The 20,982-nt window shown below is 64.7% G+C and carries 16 protein-coding genes; 8 read left to right on the top strand and 8 right to left on the bottom strand.

All coding sequences use genetic code 11. The annotated features are described in order from the left end of the window. Positions 1-2: 2 nt before the first annotated feature. Positions 3-2,021: a PAS domain S-box protein gene (locus BZG29_RS24595; RefSeq protein WP_253192693.1), complete on the bottom strand. Its 2,019-nt coding sequence runs from the start codon at positions 2,019-2,021 to the stop codon at positions 3-5. Between the two features lie 129 nt (positions 2,022-2,150). On the opposite strand from BZG29_RS24595, the gene BZG29_RS24590 reads away from it, so the two are divergent. The 6 genes from BZG29_RS24590 (at position 2,151) to BZG29_RS24565 (ending at position 7,244) form a co-directional block, all read left to right on the top strand. Beyond that, complete coding sequence (locus BZG29_RS24590; RefSeq protein ID WP_077408391.1) at positions 2,151-3,149, top strand: TRAP transporter substrate-binding protein; 999 nt, start codon at positions 2,151-2,153, stop codon at positions 3,147-3,149. Between the two features lie 118 nt (positions 3,150-3,267). Continuing rightward, positions 3,268-3,840: a TRAP transporter small permease gene (locus tag BZG29_RS24585; protein WP_077408389.1), complete on the top strand. Its 573-nt coding sequence runs from the start codon at positions 3,268-3,270 to the stop codon at positions 3,838-3,840. Further along, complete coding sequence (locus BZG29_RS24580; RefSeq protein WP_034746868.1) at positions 3,837-5,117, top strand: TRAP transporter large permease; 1,281 nt, start codon at positions 3,837-3,839, stop codon at positions 5,115-5,117. Before BZG29_RS24585 ends, BZG29_RS24580 begins: the two co-directional genes overlap by 4 nt. A gap of 425 nt (positions 5,118-5,542) precedes the next feature. After that, positions 5,543-6,043, top strand: coding sequence for a methylated-DNA--[protein]-cysteine S-methyltransferase (locus BZG29_RS24575; RefSeq protein ID WP_077408387.1), 501 nt, complete (start codon positions 5,543-5,545; stop codon positions 6,041-6,043). Beyond that, positions 6,043-6,957 carry a site-specific tyrosine recombinase XerD gene (gene xerD, locus BZG29_RS24570; protein WP_171985180.1) on the top strand — a complete coding sequence of 305 codons (915 nt, stop codon included), beginning with the start codon at positions 6,043-6,045 and terminating at the stop codon, positions 6,955-6,957. Before BZG29_RS24575 ends, xerD begins: the two co-directional genes overlap by 1 nt. Before the next feature lie 80 nt (positions 6,958-7,037). Then, entirely contained in the window at positions 7,038-7,244 is a 207-nt protein-coding gene (locus BZG29_RS24565; RefSeq protein WP_070257461.1) for a hypothetical protein, read from the top strand. Between the two features lie 65 nt (positions 7,245-7,309). On the opposite strand, the gene BZG29_RS24560 is transcribed toward BZG29_RS24565, so the two are convergent. Genes BZG29_RS24560 through BZG29_RS24550 form a run of 3 tightly spaced genes read right to left on the bottom strand, consistent with a single transcriptional unit; the run spans position 7,310 to position 12,796 of the window. Further along, complete coding sequence (locus BZG29_RS24560) at positions 7,310-8,587, bottom strand: TolC family protein (RefSeq protein ID WP_077408385.1); 1,278 nt, start codon at positions 8,585-8,587, stop codon at positions 7,310-7,312. Further along, a complete protein-coding gene (locus BZG29_RS24555; protein ID WP_077408383.1) occupies positions 8,584-11,679 on the bottom strand; it encodes a CusA/CzcA family heavy metal efflux RND transporter in 3,096 nt (1,031 codons plus the stop codon). Before BZG29_RS24555 ends, BZG29_RS24560 begins: the two co-directional genes overlap by 4 nt. Continuing rightward, positions 11,672-12,796: an efflux RND transporter periplasmic adaptor subunit gene (locus BZG29_RS24550; RefSeq protein WP_077408381.1), complete on the bottom strand. Its 1,125-nt coding sequence runs from the start codon at positions 12,794-12,796 to the stop codon at positions 11,672-11,674. The genes BZG29_RS24555 and BZG29_RS24550 overlap by 8 nt, the downstream gene beginning before the upstream one ends. Positions 12,797-13,024: 228 nt before the next feature. Between BZG29_RS24550 and BZG29_RS24545 the strand changes: the two genes are divergently transcribed. Both BZG29_RS24545 and BZG29_RS24540 read left to right on the top strand, forming a co-directional pair. Next, the gene (locus tag BZG29_RS24545; protein WP_077408379.1) at positions 13,025-13,705 is read left to right on the top strand and encodes a response regulator transcription factor; all 681 of its coding nucleotides are present in this window, start codon (positions 13,025-13,027) and stop codon (positions 13,703-13,705) included. After that, positions 13,698-15,095, top strand: a complete 1,398-nt coding sequence (locus BZG29_RS24540) for an ATP-binding protein (RefSeq protein ID WP_171985179.1) — start codon at positions 13,698-13,700, stop codon at positions 15,093-15,095. Before BZG29_RS24545 ends, BZG29_RS24540 begins: the two co-directional genes overlap by 8 nt. Here BZG29_RS24540 and BZG29_RS24535 read toward each other — a convergent pair. From BZG29_RS24535 to BZG29_RS24520, 4 genes are all read right to left on the bottom strand, one after another. Then, positions 15,087-15,398, bottom strand: coding sequence for a hypothetical protein (locus BZG29_RS24535; protein ID WP_077408375.1), 312 nt, complete (start codon positions 15,396-15,398; stop codon positions 15,087-15,089). The two genes, BZG29_RS24540 and BZG29_RS24535, sit on opposite strands and share 9 nt — an antisense overlap. After that, a complete protein-coding gene (locus BZG29_RS24530) occupies positions 15,398-16,120 on the bottom strand; it encodes an MgtC/SapB family protein (protein WP_070223069.1) in 723 nt (240 codons plus the stop codon). The genes BZG29_RS24535 and BZG29_RS24530 overlap by 1 nt, the downstream gene beginning before the upstream one ends. 360 nt (positions 16,121-16,480) lie before the next feature. Beyond that, positions 16,481-19,600, bottom strand: a complete 3,120-nt coding sequence (locus tag BZG29_RS24525; protein ID WP_077408373.1) for an efflux RND transporter permease subunit — start codon at positions 19,598-19,600, stop codon at positions 16,481-16,483. Positions 19,601-19,603: 3 nt separating this feature from the next. Next, complete coding sequence (locus BZG29_RS24520; protein ID WP_077408371.1) at positions 19,604-20,833, bottom strand: efflux RND transporter periplasmic adaptor subunit; 1,230 nt, start codon at positions 20,831-20,833, stop codon at positions 19,604-19,606. Positions 20,834-20,982 lie beyond the last annotated feature (149 nt).

The following is a 20,982-nucleotide window of genomic DNA, read 5'->3' as shown; positions in this document are numbered from 1 at the left end:
CGTTAATGCGAGTGCGGCGCTTGCGGCGCGGCCGGCACGCTGAATGTAAAGATCGTACCGCCAGCGGGGTTGGCGCCGAAGGTCAGCGCGCCGCCGTGAAATTCGATGGCGGTGCGGCAGATGTTCAGGCCCATGCCCATGCCTTCGGACTTGGTCGAGAAAAACGGCGAAAACAGCCGCTCGGCCACGTCTTGCGCAATGCCGTGGCCATGGTCGATCACGTCCACCGTCACCATGCCTTGCTGCGCATCGTGGCTGGCCCGCAGGCGCATGATACGCCGTCCCGGCGCCGCATCCTGCATCGCCTCGATGGCGTTGCGCGTCAGGTTCAGCAGCACTTGCTCGATCATCACGGGATCGGCGCGCAGCAGCGGCAGGTCCGGCGGCAGCTCTTCCTGGATGGTGACATAGTATTTGCGCGCCTGCAGGTCGATCAGCGCGCGGATGCCGTCGATCAGGGTGCGGATGGCGATATCCTGGCGCTGCGGCTCGCTCTTGCGCACGAAATCGTGCACGCTGCGGATGATTTGGCCGGCCCGCTGCGCCTGCGCGCTGGCCTGCTCCAGCGCCGGTTTCAGGGTGCCTGGATCGACGGGGGCCTCATGCTCGATGGCCCTGCGGATCAAATTCAAGGCCCCTGTCGTGTAGCTGGAAATGGCCGCCAGCGGCTGGTTCAATTCATGCGCCAGCATCGACGCCAGCTCGCCCATGGTGGCCAGGCGCGAACTCGTTTGCAGTTTTTCCTGCTGCTGGCGATTGAGTTCCTCGACGCGCTTGCGGTCCGAGATGTCGAGCACGGAGCCCATCCAGCCCGTCTGCTGGCCGTTCTTGTCCACCAGCGGCGCTTCGAAGATCAGCACGGGCACGCGCGTGCCGTCCGGGCGCTGGAAATAGGTTTCGAACTGCGGCGTGGGATTGCCTGCCAGGGCCTTGACGAAGCGCTGCTGGTATTCCTCCAGCGCCTCCGGCACCCAGTAAGGCATGGGCGGCAGCCGTCCCAGGATTTCCTCGGGCGGATAGCCGACGATCTGGCAAAACGCGGGATTCACGTAGGTGACTCTTCCTTCCAGGTCGCGTGCGCGCATCCCCGTCACCAGCGAGTTTTCCATCGCCGTGCGAAACAGCATCTGCTGGCGCAGCGCGCCTTCGGCCACCAAGCGGCGCGAAATATGCCGCCACAGGGCCAGCAAGCTCCATAGCAAACCCAGCGACAGGGCGATGACGGAGCCGACCAGCAGATTGGGCAGCAGCTTGGGCTGGCTTTTTACGCTGTCGGTAAACAGGGTGATGCTGGCGCCGGGCACGTCGAGGGCGCGCTTGTGCGTGTACACGCCGTGGCCGGGACCGGCTGCGGCGCGCCGCGCCAGCACCTTGTCGTCGCGGTCGATCAGCGAAATCTGGTTATCCTGCGCGAACCACCACGGCACCATTTCATCGAGCAGGCTGCTGATCTGGTAAGTGGCCACCAGGCTGCCCACGTAGCGCTGGCCATCGAACAGGGGCTGGTGGTAATCCATCAGCATGGCGCCCGGCGGCGCGTCGGGAAAGCCCGTCTGCTGCGAAGGCTGGGCGTATTGGCCCCGGTGCAGGCGGCGCGCATTGTCGGCCGCCGTCAGCGAGGCGGGCGAAAACGACAGGGCGTGCGGCAGGTTGCTGTCGCTAGTGGCCAGCACCTTGCCGCTGGTGTCGAGCCAGAGAACGCGCTGCAGTTCGCGGCCATTGCGCAGCATCTGCTGCAGCCGCTCGTGCACTTTTTCCGCCGACAGGGAGCTGCTGGCAATGTCCACGCCCAGGTTGAACAGGCTTTCCTCGTTGCGCGCCAGCTGGAAGCGGATGGTCTGCTCCACCCACAGGGTGTCGGCGATCAGCTGCTCCTGGCGCTCGTTGCTCTCCATCTGGCGCGCCTGCCAGGGCAGCCAGAACAGGATGGACAGGAACAGCAGCAGCAGGATGACGGGCAGCAGCCAGCGCATCGGGCTCGACAGCTTGAAACGGCGCGCAAAGGTGGGGGAAGTCGGCATGGCTGGCAGGGTAGCGGCTTATCGGGAGCCGGCTATTGTGGTTAACCACAATAGCCGGGGCAGTTTCTTTGGCACAATATCCAAATAGACAAATAATAAAGTTTTTTAAAAACCACTCAGGAGACAATAATGCAGATGAAAACCATGTTCGTCGCGCTGTGCGCGGCCATCGGCGCCACCGCCGGCGTTCACGCTTACGCGCAAGCCCCCATCGTCATCAAGTTCAGCCACGTCGTGGCCACCGACACGCCGAAAGGCCAGGCCGCCGAGCGCTTCAAGCAACTGGCCGAAAAAGCCACGAATGGCAAGGTCAAGGTCGAACTGTACCCGAACAGCCAGCTGTACAAGGACAAGGAAGAACTCGAAGCCCTGCAGCTGGGCGCCGTGCAGATGCTGGCGCCGTCGCTGGCCAAGTTCGGCCCGCTGGGCGTGAAGGAATTCGAAGCGTTCGACCTGCCCTACATTTTCCCCACCAAGACGGCGCTGTACAACGTCACCGAAGGCGAAATCGGCAAGAGCCTGCTGAAAAAACTGGAACCCAAGGGTATCACGGGCCTGGCCTACTGGGACAATGGCTTCAAGGTGATGTCGGCCAACAAGCCGCTGCACACGCCGGCCGACTTCAAGGGCCTGAAAATGCGCATCCAGTCGTCCAAGGTGCTCGACGCGCAAATGCGCGCGCTGGGCGCCAACCCGCAGGTGCTGGCCTTCTCGGAAGTGTATCAGGCGCTGCAGACGGGCGTGGTCGACGGCACGGAAAACCCGCCATCGAATATGTACACGCAAAAGATGCATGAAGTGCAAAAGCACGTGACCGTGTCGAACCACGGCTACCTGGGCTATGCCGTCATCGTCAACAAGAAATTCTGGGACGGTCTGCCGCCCGAGATCCGCGGCCAGCTGGAAAAAGCCATGCGCGAGGCGACCACGTTTGAAAAAGCCATCGCCCAGCGCGACAACGACCAGGCTCTCGACGCCATCAAGAAAGCGGGCAAGACGCAGATCTATACCCTGACGGTGCAGGAACAGGCCGAGTGGCGCAAGGCGCTGGCGCCCGTGCAGAAGACCATGGAAGCGCGCATCGGCAAGGACCTGATCTCGGCCATCAACAAGGAAAGCGCGAAGTAAGGCGCAGGCTTTGGCGCACCGCCTGGTGCGCCAGGCAGGGCATCCCTGCCACTCGCTCGAATGACTCCTGCGCGTCCTGCGCGGGAGTCCGTGTACCCGCATTCTTTGAAAGTCCACCATGAAATTTCTGGATCACCTGGAAGAGTGGCTGATCGCGACCCTGATGGGCGCGGCCACCTTCATCATCTTCGTCGCGGTCGTGCACCGCTACCTGGCAGGCTTGCCGATACCGGTCGTGCAAGACTTCCTGATTCAAATCAATACCAGCTGGGCCCAGGAACTGTGCATCTACATGTTCGTCTGGATGGCCAAGTTCGGCGCCGCGTACGGCGTGCGCACGGGCATCCACGTGGGCGTCGACGTCTTGATCAACCGCATGAACCCGCGCTGGCGCGACCGATTCATCGTCTTTGGCCTGGCCGCCGGTGCCCTGTTTACGGGTGTCGTGGGGACCCTGGGCGCCAGCTTCGTGTGGTCGATCGGCCACACGGACCAGACCTCGGCCGACATGGAAGTGCCGATGTGGCTGGTTTACCTGGCCGTGCCGCTCGGTTCCTATCTGATGTGCTTCCGCTTCCTGCAAGTGATGGTGCATTTCATCAAGACGGGCGCCTTGCCAAAACACGACCACTCGCATGTCGAGGGGCTGGAAGAGGAATTGACGGCTGAAGAAAAAGGAGCCAAGGCATGAACGCGCTGATCATTTTTGTGTTGCTGCTGGCGCTGATGCTGACCGGCATGCCGATTTCCATTTCGCTGGGCCTGACGGTATTGACGTTCCTGTTCACCATGACCAGCGTGCCCATCGAATCGGTAGCCCTGAAGATTTTCACGGGCATCGAGAAGTTCGAGATCATGGCCATCCCGTTCTTCATTTTGGCGGGCAACTTCCTCACGCATGGCGGGGTGGCGCGGCGCATGATCAACTTCGCCAGCTCCATGGTCGGCCACTGGCATGGCGGCCTGGCGCTGGCCGGCGTGATGGCCTGCGCGCTGTTTGCCGCCGTCTCCGGCTCCAGCCCCGCCACCGTGGTGGCGATCGGCTCCATCATCCTGCCGGCCATGGTCAAGCAGGGCTATCCGCGCGGTTTCGGCGCCGGCGTCATCACCACCTCGGGCGCGCTGGGCATCTTGATACCGCCATCGATCGTGATGGTGATGTATTCCGTCAGCACGAATACCTCGGTGGGCAAGCTGTTCATGGCGGGCGTGATTCCCGGCATGATGCTGGCCATGCTGCTGGGCCTGACCACATGGTTCTTGGCGCGCAAGCACAATTATCCACGCATGAAAAAGGCCAGCTGGGGCGAGCGTTTCGTCACGTTCAAGAAGAGCGCCTGGGGCCTGCTCCTGATCGTCATCGTCATGGGCGGTATCTATTCGGGCGCGTTCACGCCGACGGAAGCGGCCGCCATGGCCGCCGTGTATGCCTTCATCATCGCCGTCTTCGTCTACAAGGACTTGAAGATCAAGCAGGTGGGCAAGGTCTTGCTCGATTCGGCCGCCATGTCGGCGATGCTGTTGTACATCATCACGAATGCCGTGCTGTTCTCGTTCCTGATGACCAGCGAAAACATCCCGCAGGCGATGGCCGAATGGATTACGGGCAAGGGCCTGGGCGTGATCAGCTTCTTGCTGGTGGTCAACGTGCTGCTGCTGTTGGCTGGTAACGTCATGGAACCGTCGTCCATCGTGCTGATCATGGCGCCGATCCTGTTCCCCGTCGCCATGAAGCTGGGCATCGACCCAGTGCACTTCGGCATCTTGATCGTGGTCAATATGGAGGTCGGCATGTGCCATCCGCCTGTGGGACTGAACTTGTACGTGGCGTCCGGCATCACCAAGATGGGCATCTCGGAGCTGACTGTGGCCGTGATGCCATGGCTGCTGACGATGCTGGCCTTCCTGGGCTTGATTACTTACGTACCACAAATCTCGCTGTGGCTGCCAAATTTAATTTACAACTAAAACAGTTGTCCCCGTCATGGTGCAAAAAAAGTCGATCCGGCCGAATAAATGCGCTATGATGGGCAGCCTTAAGGGGAAACACGTATATGCATATACGCCCAGGTAGCAAGGCTGAAATACAGAATTGGCAATAAAGTTAGTGGGGGAGTGGTCTATAAAAACGGTATTGATACCGGGGATATATTGAGGAGACACACGTTTCACAGAAGTTGTTGAGTCATAGCTGTCTGCGGCCACAAGCCGGCACCGGCGGACCCAAACGACCGGGAACGTGAAGCAATATTTGAAGCGCACCGTCTGGTGCGCTTTTTTTTCGTGCGGGGGAAACGTCCGCCGGCAGGCCCAAAGTCGGTGCATAATTCCCGTGGCGCTGTTTCCGGCGCCGGCAGGTTGCATATATGCCACACTTGAATAATGATCAGCAGATGAAAAAACAACAGGGCAGTGAACTGTTCAGCGCCATCGTGGCCGCGCCGTTCGGCGCCATGGGCGTGCGCGCGCAGGATGGCCAGTTGCGCGAACTGGTGTATTTGCCGCCGCACTTCGACGAGAAAGCGCCGCAGGATGCCGTCTCCGAACGGGCGTGCCAGCAACTGGCGCGCTATTTCCTTGATCCCGATTATGACTTCGACCTGCCGCTGGCAGACGCGGGCAGCGCCTACCAGCAACGGGTATGGGCGGCGATCGCCGGCATCCCGCGCGGCCAGGTGCGCACGTATGGCGACGTGGCGCGGCTGATCGGTTCGGCCCCGCGCGCCGTGGGCCAGGCCTGCGGCGCCAACTGGTTTCCTGTGGTGATTCCCTGCCACCGCGTGACGGCCGCTGGCGGCCTGGGCGGCTTCGCCCACCACGACGATGCGACGGGCTTTCACCTGGGCGTCAAGCGCTGGCTGCTGGCGCATGAAGGCGTGGAAGCGTACCGATGATGAGCAGCCTGCTGGCGCCCGACAACGCCACCCTGATCGATGAATTCTGCGACAGCCTGTGGCTGGAAGACGGCTTGTCGAAAAACTCGCTGGACGCCTACCGGCGCGACATGCGCTTGTTTTCGCGCTGGCTGGAAGTGGCGCGGCCCGGGCGCGAGGGCCTGTACGAGGTGTCCACGGCCGATATCGAGGCGTATTTCGCCGCCCGCCACGACGAGAGCAAGGCGACATCGTCGAACCGGCGCTTGTCCGTGCTCAAGCGCTTTTACCAGCTGGCCTTGCGGCACAAGCATATCGCCGCCGATCCGTGCCTGAAGATGGTGTCGGCCAAGCAGCCGGCGCGCTTCGTGCACACCTTGAGTGAAGCGCAGGTGGAAGCCTTGCTGGCGGCACCCGACGTGAGCACGCCGCTGGGCCTGCGCGAACGCACGATGCTCGAACTCATGTATGCGAGCGGCTTGCGCGTGTCGGAGCTGGTGGACTTGAAATCGGTCGAGCTGAGCCTGAACGATGGCGTGCTGCGCATCACGGGCAAGGGCAGCAAGACGCGCCTGGTGCCGTTCGGAGAGCAGGCGCGGCTGTGGGTCGAGCGTTACCTGAAGGAAGCGCGCGGCGTCATCCTCGACGGGCAGATGGACGACGCGCTGTTCGTCACGCGGCGCGGCGGCGCCATGACGCGGCAAATGTTCTGGGTCATCATCAAGAAACACGCGCTGAACGCGGGCATCACGGCGCCGCTGTCGCCGCATACCTTGCGCCACGCATTTGCCACGCATTTGCTCAACCATGGCGCGGACTTGCGTGTTGTGCAATTGTTACTGGGGCACTCCGATATTTCCACCACGCAGATTTACACGCATGTGGCGCGCGAACGGCTGAAACTGCTGCATGCGCAGCATCATCCGCGCGGCTAAAAATTTTGTATTTGCTCCAACTGCGTCATAATGTGCCCTATGTGCTTATCTGTAACAATAAAAAACTAAAGAGGTAGTAAATGGCCAAGACAAATTTCCAATACGAAAAACGGCAAAAAGAGCTGGAAAAGAAGAAGAAAGCCGAGGAAAAAGCCAGACGCAAGCTGGAAGCGAAGAACAATCCGAAGCCGGCCGACGGCGGCGAAGGCGATGAGCCGGAAGCGGACGACGCCGACGTCGACGCAGATCCGGCCGCCGAAGGCGACGCCCCCGCCCAGCCCCAGTAACTCCCCGTTCCTGACGACCGGTGCGGCATCGCCGCGCCGGTATCTCCCCGTTTTCCCTTCCTCCGCTACAAGCGTGGCCGCTGGCCAAGCGCCAGTTGCAGCTGCGTGCTGGCAATGGCCGCATCGGCGCGCGCCTGCACATAACCCTGATACGCCTCATCGGCCGAACGCTGCGCCGCCAGCCATTCCAGCAGCGAGGCATTGCCTTTGACGTAGGACAGGCGCATGCCGTCGACCACCTTTTGCGCATCGACCAGCACGCCGTCGCGGTAGCGTGCCAGTCTGTCCTGCGCCGCATGCAGCTGCCGCTGCGCCGTGCGCACCTGCGTTTCCGCCGTCAGTTCCGCCTGGCGCAGGGCCAGCATCGCCTGCGTCACACTTGATTCCGCCTGCACCACGTCGCCCGTGTCGCGCCGCGACAGGGGAATTGGGATTGCCAGCGAGAGGGACAGCGCGCGGGAACGGGACGCGCCATCGACGGGATTGCCGCCAGCGTCGATGCCGTCATGGTAGCCGCGCGTGGCGGCCAGGCCTACGGTTACGGTCGGGTCGACGGCGCGGTTGGCGCGCACCAGCGCCGCACCGTCGCGCAGGTTGTCCAGCGTGGCGCGGGCGATGCGCACATCGCTGCGGGCCTCGAGCGCCTGCGGCGCCAGCACGCTGGCATCCTGGTCGGCATACGCGGCGAGGTCGCAGCCCAGCTGCGCGTCAGGAAACAGTGCGTCGAACTGGCGCCCCAGCGGCGGCGACAAATTCAACATGGCGCTGTCCGCCTCGCTGCGCGCCTGCGCCAGCTCGGCCTGGAACTGGTCGCGTTCCACGCGCGACTGCAGCAGCTCGATGCCGCCCACGTCGCCCGCCTTGCGCCGCACGGCATTCGCGTCGACGACTTTCGACAGGGCCGCCATGGTCTGCTCCTTGCGCGCGAGGACTTCGCGCGTGCGGCACGCTTCCGTGAACGCGGCGGCGGCCGTGCCATACAGTTCGCTCCTGAAACCGGCCACCGTTTCCTCGGCCAGCGCGACATGGCTGTGCGCCGCCTTCAAGCGCGCGGCGCGCTTGCCGCCCGTCTCGATGGCCATGCTGATGGCCGGATTCCACGTGATGGGACGGTGTTCGACGCTGCGCACGGTCTCGCGCGTGGCGCCCAGGGTGAATTCGGGATCGGGACGCAGGCCGGCGATGCCGATGCCGGCCTTGGCCGAGACGATGTCTTCCTGCTGCGCCTGCAGTTCCAGGCTGTGGCTTTCCACGGCGGACAGATAGGTTTCAAAGCTCAAGGGCGCGGCACTGGCGCCGGTGGCGATCAGCCAGGCTGCCAGCAGTACATTAATACGTGTCATGGGGTCTCTCCTTCGGTGTCGATCCGGCGTTTTTGCAGGTGCGCCTCGATCAGGTAATACAGGGCTGGCAACAGCAGCAAGGTCAGTGCGGTCGCCGTCACCAGGCCGCCCACCACGACGGTAGCCAGCGGGCGCTGCACGTCGCTGCCCAGGCCCGTTGCCAGCATGGCCGGCGTCAGCCCCAGGGCGGCCACCGTGGCCGTCATCAGCACGGGACGCATGCGGTCGCGCGCGCCTTCGAGCACCGCCTCGCGCAAGCTTTTCCCCTCGTCGCTGCGCAAGCGGTTGATCTGCGCCAGCATCAGCACGGCATTCAGGACGGCCACGCCGAACAGGGCGATGAAGCCGACGGCGCTCGACACGTTCAAGGTCATGCCGCGCAGGTGCAGCGCGGCCAGGCCACCGAGCATGGCCAGCGGCACGGCCAGCAAGACCAGCGCGGGCTGGCGCAGGTTGCGGAACTGGCCAAACAGCAGCAGGAACATGGCGCCCAGGGTCATCGGCAGGATCAGCGCCAAACGGCTTTGCGCGCGCTGCAGGTTTTCGAACTGGCCGCCCCATTCGACGCTGATGCGCTGGTGTTCGTCGGCTACGGTTTGCGCCACCAGCGGGCGCGCTTCGGCCAGGAAGCCTGCCAGGTCGCGCCCGCGGGCATTCAGGCGCACGATGATGTGGCGCCGTCCCATTTCGCGCACGATCACGCTTTCGCCCGAGGTGGTGCTGATGGTGGCCACCTGCGCCAGCGGAATCCTCGCGCCGTTGGCGGCGTTGAGCTTCAAGTTGGCGATGGCGTCCGGGCTGGAACGCGTGGCCGGCGGGAAGCGCACGGCGATGTCGTAGCTTTTCTCGCCGACGTACACCTGGCCGATGGGTGCGCCGCCGATGCCGGTGGCAATCAGGTCGGCCACGTCGGCCGCGTTGATGCCGTAGCGTGCCGCTTTTGCCCTGTCCAGTTCCACCTTCAGGTTGGGCAGCGGCGGCTCCACGTCCACCGCCACGTCGGAGGCGCCAGGGACGGTTTTCAGGACGTTGGCCACCTTGCCGGCGATGCCGCGCACTTCATCGAGGTCGCTGCCGAAGATTTTCACCGTCAGGTCGCTGTGCGCGCCCGACAATTTATCCTGCACGCCGTCGATCATCGGCTGCATGAAAGCCACCGTGACGCCGGGCATGCTGGCGAAGCGCGCGTTCATGTTGGCGATCAACTGCTGCTTGTTCATGCCCGACTTCCAGCTCTTGTACGGGTGTAGGCCCACGCTCGCTTCGATGTGCGACGGCGTCCAGTAATCGGTGCCGTCGTCGTTGCGCCCCGTCTGCGTGACGATGGTCGACACTTCCGGGAATTCCAGCGCGGCGCGCCGCAGTTCGCTGGCCATCTCGGACGCCTTGTCCAGGGTGATCCCGGGCGGCATCTGCACCTGTAGCCACAGCGAACCCTCATCGAGGTAGGGTAAAAAATCGCGGCCGATGCTGCCGCCCAGCAGGGCCAGACCCGCCAGCGACGCGGCGCACACCATCGCCACCCAGCGCTTCTTGCCCACCATGCGTTCGAGGAAGCGGCCGTACGCGCCCGCCAGCTTGTCCAGCGCGCGGTTATGGAAGGTGCGGCGCGGTTTGCGCAGGGCCAGCCAGGCCAGGCCCGGGATCAGTACCAGCGCCACCACCAGCGCACCCACCAGCGCCGCGCCCACCGCATACGCCATGGGCGAGAACAGTTTGTATTCGATGCGCTGGAAGGCGAACAGGGGTAAATAAGCGGCGATGATGACGGCCATGCCGAACATGATGGGGCGCGCCACCTGCAGGGTTGCCTCGATGGCATCCTGCAGGGTCAGGGGCCGTTCCTGGTCCCGTTCGCGGCGGCGCAGCAGGTTTTCCAGCACCACCACGGAACCGTCGACGAGGATGCCGAAGTCGATCGCCCCCAAGGATAGCAAATTGGCGGGAATTTTAAAGTGGTGCATGAAGATGAAGGCGATCAGCAGGGCCAGCGGAATCGTCAGCGCGACGATGGCGGCCGCGCGCGGGCTGCCCAGATACAGCAGGAGCACGAGGGCGACCAGCAGCATGCCTTCGCCCAGGGTAAATCCCACCGTATGCAGGGTGGCGTCGATCAGCGAGCTGCGGTCCAGGTAGGGCACGACTTTCACGTCCTTCGGCAGCACGTTGGCGTTCAGGTCGTCCACGGCAGCATGGATGCCGGCCAGCGCTTCGGACGGATTGAAGTCCTTCAGCAGCAGGGTGATGCCTTCGATGGTGTCGGGATTGTCGTCCTTGCCGAGGATGCCGCGCCGCTCGACGTTGCCGTAAGCGAGTTTGCCCAGGTCTTTCACCAGCACGGGCACGCCATCCTTGCTGCTCACGACGACGTTGCCCATGTCATCGAGCGAATGCAGCAAGCCCACGCCGCGCACCACGTACGATTGCTGGCCGCGGTCGATGACGCTGCCGCCGCCGCTGATGTTGTTGGCGTTGATGGCGTCCTTCACCTGCGCCAGCGAAAAGCCGTAGCTGTCCAGTTTTGCGGGGTCGAGTTCCAGCATGAACTGCGTGGTCAAACCGCCGAAATTGCTCACGTCCGCCACGCCGCGCACTTGCTGCAGGCGCGGGATCACGGTCCAGAATTGCAGCTCCGACAGTTCGCGCAGGCTGCGCGACTTCGATTCCAGCGTGTAGCGGTAGATTTCGCCCGTCGGCGAGGTGTAGGGATCGAGGCCCGGCTTGGCGTCGTACGGCAGGTTCACGCTGGCGAGGCGTTCCTGCAGCCGTTCGCGCGTGAAATAGCCGTCGCTGCCATCTTCGAACACCACCGTGATCAGCGACAGCGCGAACAGGCTGCGCGTGCGCAGAACGTGCATGCCGGGCGTGCCCAGCAGGGCGCGCTCGAGCGGGATGGTGATCTGCTGCTCGATTTCCTCGGCGCCCAGGCCCGGCACCTGCGTGACGATTTGCGAGGTGACGTCGGCGATGTCGGGATAGGCTTCGATGGGCAGCTGCTTCCAGCAATACACGCCGTAGGCGGCGACGAACAGCAGTACCAGCCAGACGATGCCGCGCCGCTGGCAGCAGGTGGCGATGAAACGGTCAATCATTGAGCAGCACTCCTTCCTTGACGACGATGCGCTCGCCTGCCTTCAGGCCGGAGACGATTTCCACCTGGTCTCCATGGCTGGCGCCCACTTCCACCGTGCGCGGCGTGAATACCAGCGCGCTGCGCTCGACCATCACGCGGGTCGACAGCCCGCTTTGCAGCACGGCCGCCGCGGGCACGAGGAGGGCGCGGCGGCTGGCGCCAGCGAATCCCGCATGAGCGAACATCCCCGGCTTGAAGGCGCCGGCGCGGTTGTCGATGGCCACGCGTACTTGCACCGTGCGCGTCTCGGGATCGAGCACGGCGCCCACATATGCGACCTTGCCTTCAAAATCCTTGCCGGGCCAGGCGTCGACCTTGATGCGGGTCTTTTGTCCCACGGCCACCTGCGCCAGGTCCCTCTCGGCGACATTCGCCGACAGCCACACGGTGGAGAGATCCGCCACCGTCATGACGGGCGCGTTGATATCGTTCCAGTAGCCGCCCTGGGCGCCGTCCATGGCGATCACGGTGCCGGCGATGGGCGAACGCAGCACGTAGTCGCGGCGCGAACCGCGCGCGCCGGCGCCGTACTGGGCCAGCTTGTCGGCGCTGGCCTGGGCGTCGCTGCCCGCCTGCACAAAGGCCGCCTGGGCTGCTTCGTACTCCTTGCGCGCGGCGATTTCCGCCTCGAACAGGGTTTTCTGACGCTCCAGTTCCTGGCGCGCCTGCAGCAGGGCGGACTTCGCCTTGCTGTCGTCCGCGTAGGCGGCACTCAGTTCCGCCGAGTCCAGGGTGAACAGCGGGTCGCCCGCCTTCACGCTGTCGCCCAGCGCGCGCTGCAAGCGCGTGATGCGTCCGGCCAGGGGCGGCGTGATCTTCACCAGTTTTTCCGGCATCGCTTCGATGCTGCCCGGCGCCTCCGTCTGCGTGGCGATCTCCTGTTCTTGCACGGCGGCGATCTGCAGGCGCTGGCGCAGCGGCGACATCTTGTCGACGGCGATGCTGCCGTCGTCCAGATGCATCGATTGGACGGGCGGCGTGGCTGCCGCCGTCGGTTTGGCGCAGCCGGCCAGGGCCGAGCAGGCTAGAGCGAGGGCGCAGCTGGCGCCCAGGGCGTTGCGGGTGGTCGTGTTCATCCCGTGTTTCCTTGTTATTGATGGTGATGGGGCATGCGTGGATGCCGTGCCCAGGCGGGCGGTCAGAGGGGAGCGCGGGCAGCGGTATGACAGCGCCGGAAAAGCATAGCAATGTGCTCCTGAAGAAGCGCCCAAGAACGCCTGAATCATTCTTCAGGTTCCGTGCGCGCGCGGTGGAGCGCGGTAAAATGCCAGCATGGAAAACACGGCGCAATGCGAAAGGCAGGCATGAGAATCCTTCTGGTGGAAGATGACCGCAAGGCGGCGCGCCTGCTGGCGCGCGGCTTGCAGGAAGAAGGCTTTGTCGTCGACGTGGCGCACAGCGCGGAAGAGGGCGAGGACGAAAGCTATGCCATCGACTACGACGTGATCGTGCTGGACTGGATGTTGCCGGGCAAGCAAGGCATCGATTTTTGCCGCGACTTGCGCGCGCGCGGCATCCAGACGCCCGTGCTGATGCTCACGGCGCGCGACGCCACGGCCGACCGGGTGGCGGGCCTGAATACGGGCGCCGACGATTACCTGACCAAACCGTTCGAATTCGAGGAGCTGCTGGCGCGCATCCGCGCCTTGCTGCGCCGCTCCGACATCAGCCGTCCGCTGGTGCTGGCGCTGGCCGACCTGACGCTCGATCCCGTCAGCCACCAGGCGACGCGGGCCGGCGCGCCGCTGGTGCTGACACCCAAGGAATATGCGATTTTATTGATCCTGCTGCGCCAGGCGGGCGAGGTGGTCAGCCGCGCGCGCCTGGCCGAGCAGATATGGCAGGCGGACCTGATCGGCATCGATAACCTGATTGATGTCCACGTGCGCAACCTGCGGGGAAAAGTCGATGCGCCGGGCTTGCCGCCATTGATCCACACGGTGCGCGGACGCGGCTTCCGCCTGGCGGAAAACAATGGTGGCTAGTTTTCGCAAGCGATTGCTGCTGGTGCACCTGGCCGTCATCCTCGCCATCGTCGCCTGTACGGCGCTGGCCGGTTACTGGGGCTTGTCGCGCGCCGTGCATGGCCAGCTCGATGCGGCCCTGCTGGCGCTGGCCGAAACGGAAATGGCCATGCTGCCGGCCGCGCCGCGCCAGCCCGTGCAGGTGCACGAGGTGGCGCCTGGCCTGGCGCCGCCGTCGTTGACGCGGCTGGACCGCCTGGTGCAGATCATCGATGGCGAGGGGCGCGTGCTGGCGCGCAGCCGCAACCTGGAGGCGGCGCAGCTGCCGGCGTCGGCCGCCCTGCTGGCGCGCCTGGCGGCCGGCGAGACCGTCTTCGAAACCCTGCCGAAGTTCGGCGAAGAGCCGCTGCGCATGATCTCGATTCCCGTGCCCTCGTCCGGTTCGCGCCTGGCGGTGCAGGTGGCCGGTTCGCTCGACGACACGAATCACGTGCTGGCCGCGGCCACCGTGCTGTTTGGCGCCATGGCGCTGGCCTTGCTGGCGGCCGTGGGGCTGGCCGGCGAAATGCTCACGCGCCGCGTGCTGGGCGCCATCGACGACGTGGTCGACCAGGCGCATTCGATCGGCGAAGCCAGCCTGCACCAGCGCCTGCCCCATCCCGGCACGCAGGACGAGATCGGCCGCCTGGTCGATACCCTGAACGCCATGCTGGACCGCCTGGAACACGGCTACGATGCGCAGCGCCGCTTCACGGCCGACGCTTCGCACGAACTGCGCTCGCCCCTGTCGCGCCTGCGCACGGAAATCGAAATCACCCTGCGCCGCCCGCGCGAGTCGCCCGAGTATGTCGACGCGCTGGCGTCCTGCCTCGATGAAGTGCAGCGCCTGACGACCCTGGTGGAAGAACTCCTGATGCTCACGCGCCTGGACGTGGGGCAGGAGCGCAATGCCGTGGAAACCATCGAACTCAATCCGCTCGTGCGGGCGGCTGCGCAGCGGCTGGAAAAGCCGGCGGCGCAGCGCGGCATCCGCATCGTCTTCGATGACAGCGTGGCCGTGCACGCGCGCGTGGCGGCCGGCCCCGTGGACTTGGTGCTGGCCAATCTGCTGGATAACGCCGTGAAGTTTTCGCCGCCCGGAACCAGCATCAGCGTGCACGTGGCGCGCGATGGCGCGCATGCGATCGTCGGCGTGGCCGATGCGGGACCGGGTATCGGCGTGGAAGACTTGCCGCATCTGTTCGAGCGCTTTTACCGTGGCGCCCAGGCGCGCGCGGGCGAGGCACCCGGTTTCGGCCTGGGCCTGGCCCTGTCGCAAGCCATCGTGCACGCATACGGCGGCAGCATCGAGGCGCGGAACCGCCCGCAAGGCGGCGCGCTGTTCCTCATGCGCCTGCCCGCCTTAGATTGACGGTGCGACGCCTTCCCAGCGCACTTGTCGTACTTGCGGCCAGGCGCCCGCACGGTTGACGAAGCGCACCAGCACGGCGCGCTGCACGGCCTGGCACAGCACCGTGGCGATCAGTTGCACCACCTGCCTGGCCGCGTCCCAGCTGCGCAGCATTTGCGACGGCGCCAGGCCCGCGCCTTTGAGTTCGGCCAGCAGCAGGCGCACCACGTGGTCGGCCTGCGCCGCCGGGCAGGTGACGGTCAGGCGGTAGGTGGCGATAGCCGGACCGCGCCGGGCGAACCAATGGAAGAATTTTTTCATCATCACACTCCCCGTTCGGCGACAAATTCCGCGTTGTTCACCAGCGCCCAGCGCACGGCCGAGACGCTGCCTTCCAGGCTGACCTGGCTGACGATCTGTTCCAGCAATCCCAGACTGGACAGGGGCGTGAGCAGGTCGGCCCGCACTTCGATGCGCCCGGCCTGCGCGGCATCCTCGCTGTGCAAGGATTGCAGCATCAGCGCCGGCATGCCGCTGATCAAGCGCAGCATCAGCTTGCGCACCTGGACTTCCTGCTCCGCCTCGCACACGGCCGTCACGCGGTAGATGCTTTCCGTCTCGATGCCCGCTTCGCTGCCGTGCGCGTTGATGCGTTGCGCCAGGTGGCGCAGCACCAGGTTGGCGATCAGCACGAAGCCCGTGCCGATGGCCGCTTCCAGTGCGAAGCCCAGGCCGCACAGGATGCCGATGGCGGCCGAGCACCACAGGGTGGCCGCCGTGTTCAGGCCGCGCACCGTCATGCCTTCGCGCATGATGACGCCGGCGCCCAGGAAGCCGATGCCGGACACCACCTGCGCGGCGATGCGCATATGGCCAGAGGCATCGCCTTCGAGCACGGAAACCATCACGAACAGCGAGGCGCCGACGGAGACCAGCGCGTTCGTGCGCAAGCCCGCCATGCGCTGGCGCAGCTGGCGTTCGGCGCCGATCATGGCGCCCAGGGTCAATGCCGCGGCAACGCGCAGCGCAAAATCAAATACCACCATCAGTTTCTCCCGGCTGGGGAGGAACAGGCGAGTGCAGGGGCGAAGACAATTCGCCCCGAAACGGGGCAGCAGACGATAACGGTGGAACGATGAGGAGGGAAGTGGCGGCGAGAGAGTACTGCCGCTGATAAAACCGCACCTTGCCATGGGCAGGGCGGGCGGAATGCGCGCGTCTTGCCTAAGGCCGATCGCCGATGGTCAATCGACTACTGTCACTGGAACAAGCACCCACGAGTCACTCCATATCATTGATAACGGGGACAGTCTAGCCAGTGGGGCAGCTTTGGTCAACTGAAGCTCTCTTCAGGAAGCCGCCGCGTCGTCCCCGCCAATGCGGGGACGGTGAAGGCGACCGGTCAATCAGTGGGCGTGTGCCTTGCCGTCGTCGGCGGATTCGGCATGCGCATGCTCGCCGCCGCCGAAAAAGCGCGCGGCGCGCTTGCCCAGGCTGTCGAGGTAGGTGTAGGCGACGGGCACCACCACCAAGGTCAGCAAGGTCGAGGTGATCACGCCGCCGATGACGGCGCGGCCCATCGGCGCCTGCGATTCGCCGCCGTCGCCCATGCCGATGGCCATCGGCAGCATGCCGAAGACCATCGCCAGGGTCGTCATCAGGATGGGGCGCAAACGCACTTGCCCCGCTTCCATCAGCGCCTCGAACTGGCCCAGTCCTTCGCGCTGGCGCTGGTTGGTGAAGTCCACCAGCAAGATCGCGTTCTTGGTCACCAGCCCCATGAGCATGATGAAGCCGATCACGGAGAAAATGTTCAGGGTGCTGCCCGTGATCAGCAGGGCGGCCAGCACGCCGATCAGGGACAGCGGCAGGGACACCATGATGGCGATCGGCTGCAGGAAGCTGCCGAACTGCGACGCCAGCACCAGGTAGATGAAGATCACGGCGATCCCCAGCGCCATCATCGCGCCGCCCATGGTTTCGGCCATCTGCTGCGCATTGCCGGCCACGTCGAAGCGCACGCCGGGCGGCAGGTCGATGGACTTGATGGCCTTCTGCACGTCGGCGTCGACATCGCCTGCAGGGCGGCCCTGCGTGCCCGCATAGATGGCGACGCGGCGCTGCAAGGCCTGGCGTTTCAGCACTTGCGGGCTCGATGACGGCACGAAGTCGACCACCTGGCGCAGCGGGATCATGACGGGCTTGCCGTTCGCATCAAGCTTGCTGGACGCCAGCGACAGGTCGGCCAGGTCGGCCACTTTCTGGCGGCCCGATTTCGGCAGCTGCACGTTGACGTCATAGTTTTGCCCGTCGCTGGCCAGCCAGTGGCTGACCGTGTCGCCCGCAACAAAAGGCCGCAGGGCATTGCCGATCTGCTGCACCGACAGACCCAGGTCGCTGGCCAGTTCATTGTTGATCTTCACGGTGGTCGATGGATTGGCGCCTTCCTGGCTGTATTCCATGTCGGCCAGGCCCTTGATGCCGCGCATCTTGTCCATCAGGGTGTGCGCCACGGCATCGAGCTTGCCTTCATCCGTGCCGAGGATGGCGATGAAGATGGGGCGCTGGCCGACGGACAGGGTGATGCCGGCAATCGGCGCCAGGCGTTCGCGGATCAGCTTTTCCAGCTCCTGCTGCGAGCGGCGCTTGTGCTTCTTGATGTCCGTCAGCTTCAGGTTCACCTCGGCCGTGTTGCGCCCATCCTGCGTGCCGACATTGGCCACCAGGCTGTCGATTTCAGGGAATTCCTTCAGCGCCGTTTCGATCTGGCGCACCTTGGTATCCGTGTATTCGAGGCTGGAGCCGACAGGCGTCTTGAAGCGCAGGTTGACCCAGCCCTGGTCCGTTTCCGGGAACATCTCGCCGCCGATCATGGGCACGAGCATCAGGCTGCCCGCGAACAGGGCCAGGGCCGTAGCCAGGGTCGTCTTGCGCCAGCGCAAAGCGACAGCCAGCACCTTGCCATACCATACATGCAGGCGGTCGATGCCCGTCTCGATCCAGGCCATGAAGCGGCCCAGCCACGGCGCGTACTTGAAGCGGTCCTTGACGGGGTCGCGCCAGACGGACGACAGCATGGGGTCGAGCGTGAAGCTGACGAACAGGGAGACGAGAACGGCGACGGCGACGGTGATACCGAACTGCAGGAAGAAGCGGCCGATGATGCCGTCCATGAAGGCGACGGGCACGAACACGGCGACGATGGCGAACGTGGTGGCCATCACGGCCAGGCCGATTTCATTGGTGCCGTCGTTGGCCGCCTTGTAGTGGTTCTTGCCCATGCCCAGGTGGCGCACGATGTTTTCGCGCACGACGATGGCGTCATCGATCAACAGGCCGATGCACAGCGACAGCGCCATCAGCGTAAGGAAGTTCAGGGTGAAGCCGAAGGCCTTCATGGCGATGAAGCTGGCCAGCACGGAAATCGGCAGGGTCAAGCCCGTGATGATGGTCGAACGCCACGAGTGCAGGAACAGGAAGACGATCACCATGGTCAGCACGGCGCCTTCGATGATGGTGCGCTTGACGTTATCGAGCTGGCTTTGCACGCGCTCCGATTCGTCGTCCAGCACGCGCAGGGTGATATCGGGCGGCAGCGTCTTTTGCAGGTCCGCCGCCACTTTCAGGATGCCGGTGCCCACTTCGACCACGTTGGCGTCCTGCACCTTGGTGATTTCCATGGTCACGGCCTGCTGGCCGTTCATGCGCGAAATCGACAGTTCTTCCTGTTCGCCGTCGACGACGGTGGCCACCTGATCCAGGTAGACGGGGCCGACGGCGCGGCGCGCGACGATGATCTTGCCGAATTCGCGCGCATCCTTGATCTTGCCTTCCACGCGCACCAGCTGTTCGGCCGCGCCATGGCTGATGGATCCGGCCGGCAGATTGGTATTCGTCGCCTGGATGGCGCGGATCACTTCATCGACGCCGATGCCCTGGGCATTGAGTTCGATCGGCTTCATGCTGATGAGGATCTGGCGCGCGCGCAGGCCGCGCAGCTTGACTTGCCCCACGCCGGCCACGCCCTGGAAGCGCTTGCTGATGATCTGTTCCGTCATGGTCGACAGCGAGCGCAGGTCATGCCCGGTCGAGGTCAGCACGATGGTGGCGATGGGGCGCTCGTTGTCGCCCTCGGCGCGGGCGATGAACGGGTCCTTGGCTTCCTTCGGGAAGCGCGGGCGCACCAGGGCCACCTTGTCGCGCAAGTCCTGCATGGCCTTGTCCATGTTCGTCGACAGCTCGAATTCCAGGTAGACGCCGGCGCGTCCTTCCCACGAGTTGGCGCGGATGGTCTTGATGCCGCTGACGGTGTTGACGGCGTCCTCGATGGGGCGCGTGATGTCGTTTTCCACGGCTTCGGGCGAGGCGCCCGGGTAGTTCACCTCAATGGCGGCGAACGGGAACTGCACGCTGGGCATGCTTTCCACGCCCAAGCCACGGTAGGAGAAGATGCCCAGCACCACCAGCGCCACCATGACCATGGTGGCGAAGACGGGATTTTGAATACTGACTTTGGTCATCCACATGGCTTAATCCTTCCGTGCCAGCACGGCTGCCGGCGCAGTAGCGGCGGCGGGTGCGGCGAAGGTCACGCCATGGCCCGGTTTGACGCCATCGAGCCTGGCGATGATGACTTTCGCGCCCGACACCAGGCCGGATTTGACTTCCGCATAGCCTTCATCCTCGTTGCGCAGGCCCAGGGTGACGGGCTGGGCGACCACCTTGTTGTTCACCAGCGCATACACGACGGGACCCTGTTTTTCATTGCGCACGGCCGTCAGAGGCACCAGCGGCGCCACGATTGATCGCTCGGTGACGATGCTGCCCTTGGCGAACATGCCGCCGCGCAGCGCGCCATCGCCATTGTCGACGGCGATGTAGACGAGCATGGCGCGCGAGCCGCTCTCGGTGGTGGGGTTGATGCGCGTGACCTTGCCGGCGAAGTCGCGCGCGCCGAAACCGTCGACCTTGAAGTGCACGTCCTGGCCCAGCTTGATGCGGGGGATTTCCGCGCTGGGCACGGGCGCTTCCAGGGTCAGCTGCGCCAGGTTGACGATGGTGTAGACGGGCATGTCGGGCGAGACTTTTTCCCCGGCCTGCAGGTGGCGCTTGCTGACGATGCCGGCCATCGGCGCGCGGATCACCGCATCGGCCAGCGCGATGCGGGCGATATCGACCATGGCGGCGGCGGACTTGACGCTGGCGCGCGCCAGGTCGACCGAGTTTTGCGTCGTGTCGTAGGCCGTCTGCGAAATGTATTTTTGCTTGAGCAAGGCCTGGCTATTGGCCTCGTTTTTGCTCGCCATCGACAGGCGCGCCTGCGCTTCGTCGAGCATGGCTTGCTGCTGCGTCAGGCGGGCGCGCAGGTCGGCCGCATCCAGGCGCACGAGGATTTGCCCATTCGCCACTTGCTGGCCTTCCTGCAAGGTCGTTTCCTGGATCACGCCGGAAACCTTGGCCTTGATGGTGGCCTGGGTCACGGGCGCCAGCGAGCCGGACAGGGGCAAGCTGATTGCCAGCGCGCGCGCCGCGATGGCGGCTACGTCGCCCTGCGCCAGTTCATGCACGGGCGTCTTGGCCTGCTCCTTCTTCTTGCTCGCTTGCAATTCGGCCGCCTTGGCGGCTTGCTGCTTCGATTGCATCACCGTCCAGCCGCCGCCGGCCAGGCCCAGCACGACCAGGATCAGCACGGGGGTGCGCCAGCGCCGGCGGCGCGTGGCTGCAAGGGGAGAGGCGGGGGGCAGGGTCTCGTTTTTCATAGGTATTTTTAGTCAGGAGCGGCGCAGGGGCTCGGCGCCAGGTCTCGGTGCGGACCCGGCCTGTCGCTGGCCGGGGGAATTCGGGTAGCGCATCACCGTGGCGGCCGCAGACAACACGCCTGCCGCTGCAGCCGTTCACGGCGATGCGC

It is taken from the genome of Janthinobacterium sp. LM6 (assembly GCF_002002885.1).
Classification (GTDB): domain Bacteria; phylum Pseudomonadota; class Gammaproteobacteria; order Burkholderiales; family Burkholderiaceae_D; genus Janthinobacterium; species Janthinobacterium kumbetense.
This window is presented reverse-complemented; position numbering and strand designations above follow the sequence as displayed.

Bases quoted from the DNA above. Each gene is read 5' to 3' on its own strand.
- BZG29_RS24595 (WP_253192693.1), bottom strand. From the start codon at position 2,021: ATGCCGACTTCCCCCACCTTTGCGCGCCGTTTCAAGCTGTCGAGCCCG.
- BZG29_RS24590 (WP_077408391.1), top strand. From the start codon at position 2,151: ATGCAGATGAAAACCATGTTCGTCGCGCTGTGCGCGGCCATCGGCGCC.
- BZG29_RS24585 (WP_077408389.1), top strand. From the start codon at position 3,268: ATGAAATTTCTGGATCACCTGGAAGAGTGGCTGATCGCGACCCTGATG.
- BZG29_RS24580 (WP_034746868.1), top strand. From the start codon at position 3,837: ATGAACGCGCTGATCATTTTTGTGTTGCTGCTGGCGCTGATGCTGACC.
- BZG29_RS24575 (WP_077408387.1), top strand. From the start codon at position 5,543: ATGAAAAAACAACAGGGCAGTGAACTGTTCAGCGCCATCGTGGCCGCG.
- xerD (WP_171985180.1), top strand. From the start codon at position 6,043: ATGAGCAGCCTGCTGGCGCCCGACAACGCCACCCTGATCGATGAATTC.
- BZG29_RS24565 (WP_070257461.1), top strand. From the start codon at position 7,038: ATGGCCAAGACAAATTTCCAATACGAAAAACGGCAAAAAGAGCTGGAA.
- BZG29_RS24560 (WP_077408385.1), bottom strand. From the start codon at position 8,587: ATGACACGTATTAATGTACTGCTGGCAGCCTGGCTGATCGCCACCGGC.
- BZG29_RS24555 (WP_077408383.1), bottom strand. From the start codon at position 11,679: ATGATTGACCGTTTCATCGCCACCTGCTGCCAGCGGCGCGGCATCGTC.
- BZG29_RS24550 (WP_077408381.1), bottom strand. From the start codon at position 12,796: ATGAACACGACCACCCGCAACGCCCTGGGCGCCAGCTGCGCCCTCGCT.
- BZG29_RS24545 (WP_077408379.1), top strand. From the start codon at position 13,025: ATGAGAATCCTTCTGGTGGAAGATGACCGCAAGGCGGCGCGCCTGCTG.
- BZG29_RS24535 (WP_077408375.1), bottom strand. From the start codon at position 15,398: ATGATGAAAAAATTCTTCCATTGGTTCGCCCGGCGCGGTCCGGCTATC.
- BZG29_RS24530 (WP_070223069.1), bottom strand. From the start codon at position 16,120: ATGGTGGTATTTGATTTTGCGCTGCGCGTTGCCGCGGCATTGACCCTG.
- BZG29_RS24525 (WP_077408373.1), bottom strand. From the start codon at position 19,600: ATGTGGATGACCAAAGTCAGTATTCAAAATCCCGTCTTCGCCACCATG.
- BZG29_RS24520 (WP_077408371.1), bottom strand. From the start codon at position 20,833: ATGAAAAACGAGACCCTGCCCCCCGCCTCTCCCCTTGCAGCCACGCGC.